This is a genomic window from Jatrophihabitans sp. (genome assembly GCF_046262535.1).
Lineage (GTDB): Bacteria > Actinomycetota > Actinomycetes > Mycobacteriales > Jatrophihabitantaceae > Jatrophihabitans.
The window spans coordinates 44358-55239 of the sequence record NZ_JBHEMO010000140.1 but is presented as its reverse complement, the minus strand read 5'-3'; the positions used below and the strand labels follow the sequence as shown (position 1 = coordinate 55239).

The 10882-nt window shown below is 69.7% G+C and carries 9 protein-coding genes; 3 read left to right on the top strand and 6 right to left on the bottom strand.

Going from position 1 to position 10882, the window contains the following annotated elements; translation table 11 throughout:
• On the top strand, positions 1 to 2590 hold a 2590-nt coding region (locus tag ABR571_RS18750; RefSeq protein ID WP_409454729.1), incomplete at its 5' end, for a calcium-binding protein.
• A gap of 7 nt (positions 2591 to 2597) precedes the next feature.
• Here ABR571_RS18750 and ABR571_RS18745 read toward each other — a convergent pair.
• The gene (locus ABR571_RS18745) at positions 2598 to 3572 is read right to left on the bottom strand and encodes an aldo/keto reductase (RefSeq protein ID WP_409454728.1); all 975 of its coding nucleotides are present in this window, start codon (positions 3570 to 3572) and stop codon (positions 2598 to 2600) included.
• Between the two features lie 123 nt (positions 3573 to 3695).
• On the opposite strand from ABR571_RS18745, the gene ABR571_RS18740 reads away from it, so the two are divergent.
• The gene (locus ABR571_RS18740) at positions 3696 to 4562 is read left to right on the top strand and encodes a methylenetetrahydrofolate reductase (protein ID WP_409454727.1); all 867 of its coding nucleotides are present in this window, start codon (positions 3696 to 3698) and stop codon (positions 4560 to 4562) included.
• Here ABR571_RS18740 and ABR571_RS18735 read toward each other — a convergent pair.
• From ABR571_RS18735 to ABR571_RS18715, 5 genes are read right to left on the bottom strand one after another with little or no spacing between them, the layout of a single operon-like run.
• Entirely contained in the window at positions 4559 to 5206 is a 648-nt protein-coding gene (locus ABR571_RS18735; protein WP_409454726.1) for a DUF1638 domain-containing protein, read from the bottom strand. The two genes, ABR571_RS18740 and ABR571_RS18735, sit on opposite strands and share 4 nt — an antisense overlap.
• Complete coding sequence (locus ABR571_RS18730) at positions 5139 to 7049, bottom strand: ASKHA domain-containing protein (RefSeq protein ID WP_409454725.1); 1911 nt, start codon at positions 7047 to 7049, stop codon at positions 5139 to 5141. Before ABR571_RS18730 ends, ABR571_RS18735 begins: the two co-directional genes overlap by 68 nt.
• Positions 7046 to 7930, bottom strand: coding sequence for a dihydropteroate synthase (locus ABR571_RS18725; RefSeq protein ID WP_409454724.1), 885 nt, complete (start codon positions 7928 to 7930; stop codon positions 7046 to 7048). Before ABR571_RS18725 ends, ABR571_RS18730 begins: the two co-directional genes overlap by 4 nt.
• Complete coding sequence (locus ABR571_RS18720; RefSeq protein WP_409454733.1) at positions 7927 to 8592, bottom strand: corrinoid protein; 666 nt, start codon at positions 8590 to 8592, stop codon at positions 7927 to 7929. Before ABR571_RS18720 ends, ABR571_RS18725 begins: the two co-directional genes overlap by 4 nt.
• Before the next feature lie 2 nt (positions 8593 to 8594).
• Positions 8595 to 9356, bottom strand: coding sequence for an IclR family transcriptional regulator (locus ABR571_RS18715; RefSeq protein ID WP_409454723.1), 762 nt, complete (start codon positions 9354 to 9356; stop codon positions 8595 to 8597).
• A gap of 76 nt (positions 9357 to 9432) precedes the next feature.
• On the opposite strand from ABR571_RS18715, the gene ABR571_RS18710 reads away from it, so the two are divergent.
• Positions 9433 to 10872, top strand: coding sequence for a trimethylamine methyltransferase family protein (locus ABR571_RS18710; protein ID WP_409454722.1), 1440 nt, complete (start codon positions 9433 to 9435; stop codon positions 10870 to 10872).
• Positions 10873 to 10882: the final 10 nt, after the last annotated feature.

The window sequence follows — 10882 nt, the reverse complement described above, 5'->3', positions numbered from 1 at the left end:
GCCGACGTCGGCTCCGGACACGCTCACGACGGACCTCGTCTCCGATGGCGCCGACACGATCTACGCCGACGGACGGACGGCCTCTCCGGGGGCGGGCACGCCGCAGGAGGGCGGCAACGTCGTCCTGGCCGACAACGGGTGCATCAGTCGCGGGACGACCGGGGCGCCGACGCTGGCCAACGGCTGCCCGACCGGGCCGTCCACCAGCCCGGCGCCGTGGGTGTACAGCAAGGCGGATCCGAACTCGGTGACAACTGAGCACGCCAACGGCAACCTGGTGCGCGCCGTTATCCGCCAGCTCGACGTGTTCGACTGCCCGGCCGGATGCGGCTCGCCCGACGTCCAGGGCGCGGGCGACCACGTCTGGGGCGGCACCGGCGACGACCTGCTCTTCGGTCAGCGCGGCGACGACGAGATCTACGGCGGCCCGCCCGGAACCAACGGCCTCAACGGCACCGCCGGCAGCGCGGCCGGGAACGACTACCTGGAAGGTGGCGCCGGCTCGGACACGATGGCCGGCGGCGCGGGTGATGACGACATGATCGGCGGCAGCGCGCCCACGTACCTGCCGGCCGGCCGCACGACCGCGATGATCAGCGACGGGACGTCCGGCGGCTCGGGGATCGGCCTGCCGCTGCCGGCGAATCCGTTGCTGGTGCTGGGCGGTTCCGGCGTCCTCGGCAACACGATGGACGGCGGTGACGGCGCCGACGTCATGCTGGGCGGCAACGGCACGATCAGCCACGTCCTGACGTCCGCCACTCCCGGCGTGTGGGCGAAGAACGCCAACGACGCGGCGTTCATCCGCACCCAGGTCGACCTCGACCTGCTGACCATCGGCGGCGACGACACGATGCGGGGCGGTCCGGGCGACGACCGCATGTTCGGTGCGCTGGGCAACGACAACGCCGTCGGCGGCGGCGGCGACGACTACCTCGAGGGCGGCCCGGGACGAAACGCGCTCCAGGGCAGCGAGGGCGACGACGACCTGGTCGGCGGCACCAGCCCGATCGCCCTGCCGGCCCCGCCGTCCGGCAAGACCAACGACCAGGTCGCTGCGGACACGCCCAACGGCACCCCCGACCCCGCCCACCCCGGCCAGCGGCTCGGCAACATCGTCTGCGGCTTCCTCTGCGGGCAGAGCACGGGTGCGAGCGACGACGACTCGATCGCGGCCAACAACGCCCGCATCGACCGGTGCGCACCGGCCGGCGGTGTGGCGAAGGGCAGCGACAGCTGCACGTGGGGCCGGACGTCTTACGGCAAGGCGAAGGTCGTCAGCGCACCCGGCACGGCGCAGAGCGGGGGCATCACCAACACCTCGCTCGGCAACGTCCGAACCCGGTACGTCACCCTGCTGGGCCAGAACTCGACCCAGACCACCTCCAACGGCAACGACTACGTCGAGGGTGACAGCGGCAACGACGTGATCATGGCGCAGGACGGCAGCGACGCCGTCCACGGCGACACCCCGACCGGGGCCAGCCCGCGCCTCGACGAGTGCCTGCCGACCAGCGACCCGAATGCCGGGCAGGACGTCATCGTCGGCGGATACGGCAACGACGTGCTGTGCGGCGACGGCGGCGACGACGGCGTCCTCGGCAACCGGGGCACGGTGACCGTCGTGCCGTTCGCCAACGCGCCGACCACGATCGGGACCACCGGCGGCGCGCCGTACGGCACGCTCAAGTATCCGGGTTCGGGCAACACGATCTACCAGGTCAACCTGTCCCAGGAGTCCGTCAACGGCGTAATTACGGCCGTGCCGAACTGGGACAAGCCCACCACCACCGGCCAGGACAAGCAGCACGACATCGTGTTCGGCGGCCAGGGCAACGACACGCTGCACGGCAGCCCGGGCGATGACTTCCTGCAGGGTGACGACGGCATGCACATCACCGGCGACCTGGCGGCTCGCGGCGGCGACGACATCGTCTTCGCCGATCGCGGCAACGACTCGATGCAGGGTGGCCCCGGCAACGACAACCTGTTCGGCGGCGCCGGCAACGACGACCACGACGTGATTCGGAGCGACGCGGCGATCGGGCTGAAGGTCACGGATGCACGCGCCTGCCTGCCGATGATGTTCCCGACCATCAGCGTCTCGCCGAATGCAATGTTGGCGGCGGAAGGCTGCTCGGCGGCCACGCTCACCGGGTTCGGCATCCAGAGCTACGCCTCCCGGTTCCCGCTGATCGGATCGGCCACCTACGACAGTGACCCGGGCGCCGGCGACAACGGCGGCACGACGGCGAACACCACCGTGTTCGGCGACCTGGCCTACGGCGGGTTCAACCGGGACGTGTTCCAGTCGCAGGCGACGGGCATCGGCGACCGCATGATCGACGACTTCGGCGCCTACAACCTGGAGGTCGCCTGCCCGGGCGCGTACGGCGGCTACCAGATCAACCGCGCGCTGAGTCCGACGCTCCGCACGTTCCTGCAGGCGCTCTCCCAGGCCGACGGAGCGCTGAACACGTCGACGCCCAGCAGCTCCGGAGGCACCGAACTGTCGCTGATCTACGCCGGCGACTCGAAGACCAACTCCGGACCTGATTATCCGACCACGCCCGGCCACTTCACCTGTTAGCCGGCGGTTACTGGAAGCCGACGACCTCGTGCGGCGTGTACGGCGCGGTCAACCGTTCGAACTCGTCGTCGGTGAGCCCGAGGTCGACGGCGGCGACGGCGTCGTCCAGGTGGTGCGGCTTGGTGGCGCCGATGATCGGTGCGTCGACGACCGGATTGGCCAGTACCCAGGCCAACGCCACCTGCGCCCGGGACACGCCGCGTTCCTGGGCGACCTCGCCGACCGCGTCGACGATCTGCTTGTCGCCTTCGACGTAGAGGGTGCGGCCGAAGTCGTCGGAGTCCGACCGGGTCGTGGTCTCGTCCCAGCCGCGGGTGAGCCGGCCGCGCGCCAGCGGACTCCACGGGATCACGCCGATGCCCTCGTCCGCGCAGAGCGGCAGCATCTCGCGCTCTTCCTCGCGATTGAGCAGGTTGTAGTGGTTCTGCATCGTGACGAAGCGCGTCCAGCCGTGCGTGTCGGCGACGTGCAGGGCCTTGCTGAACTGCCAGGCCCACATCGACGACGCCCCGATGTAGCGCGCCTTGCCCGACCTCACGACGTCGTGCAGAGCTTCGAGCGTCTCCTCGATCGGGACGTCGGGATCCCAGCGGTGGATCTGGTAGAGATCGACGTAGTCGGTCTGCAGCCGGCGCAGGCTGGCGTCGATGCTCGCCATGATCGCCTTGCGGGACAATCCCTGGGAGTTGGGGCCGTCGCGGTCGACGCGCATGAATACCTTCGTGGCCAGCACGATCTCGTCGCGGTTGGCGAAGTCGCGCAGCGCGCGCCCGGTGATCTCCTCGCTCGAACCGGCCGAGTACGTGTTCGCGGTGTCGAAGAAGTTGATCCCGGCGTCGAGGGCCCCTCGGAAGAACGGCCGGGCGGCTTCCTCGCCGAGCGTCCAGGGGTGCGGTCCCCGATCCGGCTCGCCGTAGCTCATACAGCCGAGGCAGATCGCCGAGACGTCCAGGCCCGTGGTGCCGAGCTTGTGGTACTTCATACGTCCAGCTTTTCATTCGTTCGGCCGACCGAGCCGACCGGACAGCGCCAGCGTCTTGTCCCCGACCCGTCGGCGGTCTTACGCTGCCCGAGTCAGAGTGCGTATTTCGAAACGAGTTGTGTAATGCGCAACACCGAGCGGAACGTGACTCTGCGCCGGTTGCTGTCGCACGCCCGCTACGAGGTGCTGCCGACGCCGGCCGCGGAGCAGGCCGTTCGGGAGCACCTGCCGCCTCGATTCACCGTCACCGTTACCGCGTCGCCGGCGAAGGGCCTCGGCGCCACGCTCGACATGGCCGAGCGGCTGGCCGCGGCCGGCTACGACGCCGTCCCGCACCTGGCCGCGCGGATGGTCAGCGGACGCAGCGAGCTGCAGGAGATCTGTGACCGGCTCATCGCCGGCGGGATCAGGACGGTGTTCGTCCCCGCCGGTGATGCTGATCCACCAGCCGGCCCGTACGCGGCCAGTCTCGACCTGCTCGAGGACCTCAAAGCGCTCGGCAGCCCGTTCCCGCAGGTGGGCATAACCGGCTATCCGGAGTCGCACCCGGCCATCGCCGACGACCTGACGGTGCAGGCGATGTGGGACAAGCGCCGGTTCGCCACGCACATCGTGAGCAACCTGACCTTCGACCCGGCAGTGCTGGTCAAATGGGTGAACCGGGTTCGCCAACGCGGCGTCACCATGCCGCTTCTCGTGGGCGTCCCCGGACCGGTCGATCGCACCAAGCTGCTGATGACCGCTACCAAGATCGGCGTCGGCGAGTCGACGAAGTTCCTGGTGAAGCACCGCCGCACGATGACCCGCCTCGCCGCGCCCGGCGGATTCAGCCCCGAGCGGTTCCTCGAGCGAACCGCGGCCGGGCTCAGTGGCCCGGAAGCGATCGTCGAGGGCCTGCACGTCTACACGTTCAACCAGGTCGGCCAGACCGAGAAATGGCGGACCGAGTTGCTGGAACGTCTCGGTGGCCCGGTGGGTGTGGCGACCTAGCCGACCAGCGCGGCGAGAGAACGCTCGAGTCCGCCCAGACCCGTTTCGACGACGGTGAGCGGCAGCTGGAGGACGTCCGCGGCGGCCGCGGCCAGGGTGCGAAGCTCGTCGGTCGGCTGCTGCGCCAGCCACACGACGCGCGTGTAGTTCGCGAAGTAGGTGTCGCGCAGGTCGGGGAACCGGTCCAGCCCGAGCTCCTGGACGATCGTGCGCCGGAACGACCGGACGAGGAAGTCGGTGAGGACGTACGTGCCCGGCTGTTCGGCGAAGAACTGCTCGATGCGGGACGCGCCGGCGAAGGCGTCGTAGCAGTGCAGCCCCTCCATGCGGTGCAACCCGAGCTCGGTGCAGACGCGGTCGAGCGCGCCGTACGTCCCGCAGTCGGCGTAGCCGACCGCGACTCTGGCATAGGAGTCCCGCAAGGCGACGGCTGTTTCCCGCACGCGCGCCGCGATCACCTCGGGCCGGTTGTGCAGCAACGGCGGCAGTGGGTGCACGTCCACCGGCCAGCCGTTGCTCGCGGCGAGGGCGGCACAGGGCTCGGCGATCGCGCCGCACGCGATCAGCGCGATGCGCTCACTGCGGGAATGCGAGTTGGTCGACGAACTTGTCGTTGAAGTCGGCGCGATCGGAGAGCTCGACATACCTCACCTCCTCCAGCAGCGTCTGCGCACCCGCACGCTCGCGATGGGACAGCAGCGCCATCTTCGCGCCCTCCCCGGCGACGTTGCCGGCCGAGACGATCCGCAGCACGGGCAGGCGGGGCACGAGTCCGATGCGGATCGCCGCCGCGGGGGAGAGGTAGGTGCCGAACGAACCGGCCAGCAGCACCTGCTGCACGTCGCGGGGGTCGACGGTGAACTCCTCCAGCAGCAGCCGCCAGCCGGTTGCGATCGCCGCCTTGGCGAACTGCAGCTCCCGGATGTCGCGCTGCGAGAGGTAGACCCCGTGCTCGGAGCCGTCACGCTGGAGGACGAAGATCCGTTCCTGGCCGATGAAGCCGAGCCGGTCGGCCAGGGTGGGCGCGATCTCCTTGGCCACCTCGTCGGCAACATAGCGTCCCGACGCGTCGACCAGGCCGACCCGCACGAGTTCGGCGACAGCATCGACCAGCCCCGAACCGCAGAGACCGCGGGCCTCGCCGTCACCGATCACGCCGAGCACGACGTCCTCGCCGAGCTTGACGGTTTCGATCGCGCCTTCGCCGGCCCGCATGCCGCAACGGATCGCGCCGCCCTCGAACGCGGGCCCGGCCGGAGCCGCGGTGGCGAGGATGCGGTCGCCGTCGCCGAGGACGATCTCGCAGTTCGTCCCCACGTCGATGAACAGGCGCAGCCGCTTGTCCCGGTCCATGCCCGTGGCCAGCATGCCGGCGACGATGTCGCCGCCGACGTACGCGCCGAGCGCCGGGAAGAAAACGGCCCGGGACCCCGGGTGGAGCTCGAGGCCGATCTCGCGGGCCAGGACGACCGGCGGAGCGGTACACGACATGACGAACGGGGCCACGCCCAGCGGTTCGGGATCGATCCCCAGGACGAGCGCGGTCATCGTGGCGTTGCCCGCGACCGCCACCTCGTAGACCTCGGCGGGGTCCACGCCGGCCTCGGCGCAGACCTCTGCAGCCAGTTCGGCCAGTGTCTCTTGCGCCGCCTCGGCCAGCCGGGCCAGAGCGGTCGGATCCATCATCGTCGCGCTGATCCGGGTGATGACGTCGCCGCCGAAGGGCTGCTGCTTGTTGAGCCGCGACTGGACGGCGGCGGGTGTGCCGGTGCCGAGATCGAGCAACGTGGCCACGACGGTCGTGGTGCCCAGGTCGAAGGCGATGCCGAAGAGGCGCTCGGTCGTGTCGCCGGGTTCGACGTCGATGAGCACGTCGTCGACGACGACCGCGGTAACCTTGTAGTCGGCGGCGCGGAGGACCGCCGGCAGGCGGCGCAACGCGTGCAGATCCGGGTGCAGCTCGAGGTCGTCCATCGCCGCGAGCAGCCGATCGAGGTCGGTGCGCTGGTCGGCCAGCGAGGGGTCGACGAGCTCGACGTACCGTTTCTGGACCGCCGGACGGAGGATGACCTGCCGGCCGACGCCCACCGTCGCCGCCTTGGGCCGCGTGACGAGCGGCGGTACGTGCACGCGCAGGTTCTGGGTCGCCTGGGCGAGGCAGGCCAGCCGCCAACCGTCGCGCAGTTCGTCACCGCTGAACGCGCGCGGGTCGAGCCGGCCGACCGGGACGTCGCCGGACAGGATCTGCACCTTGCACTTGCGGCAGGTGCCGTGGCCACCGCAGGTGGAGTCGATCGCGATGCCGTTCCAGCTGGCGCCGTCGAAGACGGTGACGCCGGGAGGCACCCGCACGGTCCGGCCGGCCGGTTCGAACAGCAGGTCGACGCGCCCCGTGCCGTCGTGCGGCGCGGGTGAGTCGGCGGCCGTCGCGCGGGGAGGCAGCAGCCCCTCGCGTCGGTACTCGTCGAGCGGCGACGGGTCGGTCACTGGCCCCCGGCCTGCCCCGCGGCCTGCTTCGCGCGGTGTGCCGCGATCCACGCCATCCCCCAGTCGTCGTGACCGAGGAGCAGGTCGGCGGCCTTGACGGCCTCGACGATCTCGGGATTGCGGGCGTCCATGATGGCGCTCGTCAGGCCGGCCGCCATCGCCATCGGCAGGAACGCCGCGCCCAGCTTGTGCCGGCCCGGCATGCCGAAGGACACGTTGGATGCGCCGAGGCTCATGTTCAGCCCGAACTCGTCGCGGATGCGGCGGATCGTCTCCAGGGTCGTCTGCACCACCGAGGTGTCCGCGCCGATCGGCATCGCCAGCGGGTCGATCACGATGTCCTGCACGGCGATGCCGTACTCGGTGGTCGCGACCTCGACGATCTTGGCCACCAGCTCGAGCCGCTTGCCGGATTCCATCGGGATCTCGTCGGCGTCGTTGGGCAACGCGATGACGGCGGCGTCGTACTTCTTGACCAGCGGCAGGATCTGCGCCATCCGCTCGTCCTCGGCGGTGATCGAGTTGACCAGCGCGCGGCCGTCGTAGGCCGCGAGCCCGGCTTCGAGCGCCTCGACGACGGAGGAGTCGATGCAGATCGGCAGGTCGGTCCGCTCCTGCACCAGCTTGATCGCGCGGGCCAGGAGGTCGGCCTCGTCGGTCAGCGGCACGCCCATGTTGACGTCGAGGACGTGGGCGCCGCCGGCCACCTGCGCGGCGACGTCGCGCTCGATGGCCGAGAGGTCACCCTCGCGCAGCTGTTCCTGGAAGATCCGCCGGCCGGTCGGGTTGATCCGCTCGCCGATCAGGCAGAACGGCCGGTTGTGGCCGATGACGACCTCTTTGGTCGCTGAGCGCAGGACCGTCTCGTGCAGCGTCGTCATGCCGGCGTCAGCGCCCTGCGGCGGTGGATGAGTTCCTTCGCCTTCTTGACGGTCGCGGACGCGTCAGCGGCGTAGCCGTCGGCGCCCACCGCGTCGGCGTACTCCTGGGTCACCGGCGCGCCGCCGACCATGACGACGACGCTCTCGCGCAGCCCGGCCTTCTCGAGGGCGTTCATGTTCGCCTTGAACATCGGCATGGTCGTCGTGAGGAACGCCGAGAAGCCGACGATGTCCGGCTTGTGGGTGGTGATGGCCTCGATGAACTTCTCCGGCGACACCTGCACGCCCAGATCGATGACCTCGAAGCCGGCACCTTCGAGCATGATGTTGACCAGGTTCTTGCCGATGTCGTGGACGTCGCCCTTGACGGTGCCCATGACGAACTTGCCGATGGTCTCGACGCCGGTCTCGGCCAGCAGCGGCCGTAGGACCTCCATGGCGCCGGCCATGGCGCGTCCGGCGATGAGCATTTCCGGAACGAAGAAGTCACCGCGTTCGAAGCGGGCCCCGACCTCTTCGAGGGACGGGATGAGCGCGTCGAACAGCAGCGACTGCGGCTCCATCCCTTGGTCGAGGGCCTGATGCGTCAGGTCGAGCACGGTAGGTGCGTTGCCGACCAGCGTCTCGTCATAGAGACCCTGGAGGATCTCCTCGGGCGTCATGCTCATGCCACACCTTTCGCGGGGGTCCGTCGTCGCAGGAGTTGCGACAGTTCTGAGCCGTAGGTGGTGAGTTGTCCGGCGATGGAGTCGAGGCTGCCGCGCATGCGCGCGCTCGGCCCGGAGACGCCCAAGGCGGCGATGACGTCGCCGGACGGACCGATCACCGGGACGGCCGCCGCGTCCAAGCCCACCTCTAGTTCTTCCCGGGTGGTGGCGAAGCCGCGCCGCCGCACCTCGTCGAGTTCGCGCCGCAGGGCGGTCGGCGTGGCCACCGAGTGCCGGGTGCACTTCTCGAGGGGCGCTTCGGGCAGCGGCAGAGCACCGTAGGCGTAGAGCACCTTGCCGAGCGCTGACGTGTGCGCGGGAACGGTCACCCGCCGCCAGTCGCGGACGCCGAGGACGTAGGTCGAGTCGAGCTGGGCGACATGCACCACGGTGTCGCCATGGGGAACGGCGAGGTTCACCGTCTCGCCGATCGCGGCGACGACCGCCCGCAGGACCGGCTCGGACAGCCGGGCCAGCTGCGATCCCTGGTCGTGGCGAGCCGCGTAGAGCGCGAACAGCGGTCCGGCGGAGAAGGCGCCGCTCTCCTCGCGCTGGACCAGCTTTCCGGCCTCGAGGGCGGCGAGCAGGCGGGAGGTCGTCGACCGGGGCAGGCCGGGGTCGGCCGAGAGCTCGGTGAACGTCAGGGGCTCGTCGGCCTCGACCACGCGGGTCAGCAACTGCACTGCGCGGTCAATTGCCTGCGTTCCGGTGTTGCTCATCGCTCCTACTCGTTCGTATGGTGGCGGTTCACATAGTGGAACTGCACTCCCACGACGAGGCTAGGAGCACCGGACCATGTTTCGCAACACCATGCCGCGGTATGAGGTGCTTTCGCAGGACGCAATGGCGAAGCTGGATGTCGCCTGGCGCCGGCTGATGACCGAGGTCGGGGTGGAGTTCATGTCCGACCGAGCGCTCGATCTCTTCCGTGCGGCGGGCCAGCGCGTCGAGGAGAACACCGTCTTCCTCGACCCGGAATTCGTCCTCGAACAGGTGGCGAAGGCCCCGCGCGAGTTCGATGTCGCGGCCCGCAACGCGGACAACTCCGTCCATATCGGCGGCGACGCGATGGCCTTCGGCGCGGTCTACGGGCCGCCGTTCGTCCGGCAAGGGGACGTGCGCCGGGATGCCACGATGGAAGACTTCCGCTCGTTCACCAAGCTCGCGCAGTCATTCCCGGTGCTCGACTCGGCCGGCGGGGTGATCTGCGAACCGAACGACACCCCGCTGGACTCGCGCCACCTCGACATGACCTTCGCGCTGCAGACGCTGACCGACAAGATCTACATGGGCAATGTCGTGTCCGGCGTCAACGCCCGCGACACGATCGAGATGGGCGCGATCATGTTCGGCGGCCGCGACGTCATCGAGCAGACGCCGGTCAGCATCTCGCTGATCAACTGCAACTCGCCGCTGCGGTGGGACGACCGGATGCTCGACGCGCAGTTCGAGTACTCAGCCGCCAACCAGCCCGTCGTCCTGACCCCGTTCATCCTGATGGGCGCCATGTCACCGGTGACGATTCCGGCCGCGCTCGTCCAGCAGATCGTCGAGGCGCTGTCGGGCATCACGCTGTCGCAGCTGATCCGCCCGGGCTGCCCGGTCATCTTCGGGTCGTTCCTGTCCAACATCGACATGCAGTCGGGCTCGCCGACCTTCGGAACGCCGGAGTCGGCCACCGGGCTGCTCTGCACGGGGCAGATCGCCCGGCACTTCGGGCTGCCGTTCCGCTCCGGCGGCGCCCTCACCTCGTCCCAGGTCGCCGACGCCCAGGCCGGTTACGAGGCGCTGATGACGATGCTGCCGACCTTCCTGGCCGGGACGAACTGGGTCATGCACTCCGCTGGGTGGCTCGAAGGCGGTCTGGTGGCCGGCTACGAGAAGTTCATCGTGGACATCGAACTCGTGCGGATGATGCGGGAGCAGTTCCGTCCCCTGGAGATCGACGACGACTCGCTCGCGTTCGGCGCGCACGTGGAGGTGGGACACGGTGGCCACTTCCTCGGTGCCTCGCACACCATGGAGCGCTTCCGCACGTGCTTCTACCGGCCGCTGCTGTCGTCGTCGGAGAACTACGAGCGGTGGATGCGCAACGGCGGCGTGGACGCCAACGGCCGGGCCGAGCGGATCTATCGCAAGACCCTGGAGGAGTACGTGCAACCGCCCCTGGACGACGCGATCCGCGAGGAGTTGGCCGAGTATGTCACCCGCCGGCGCCGCGAACTGGGCGACTGAGGTCGGTGCC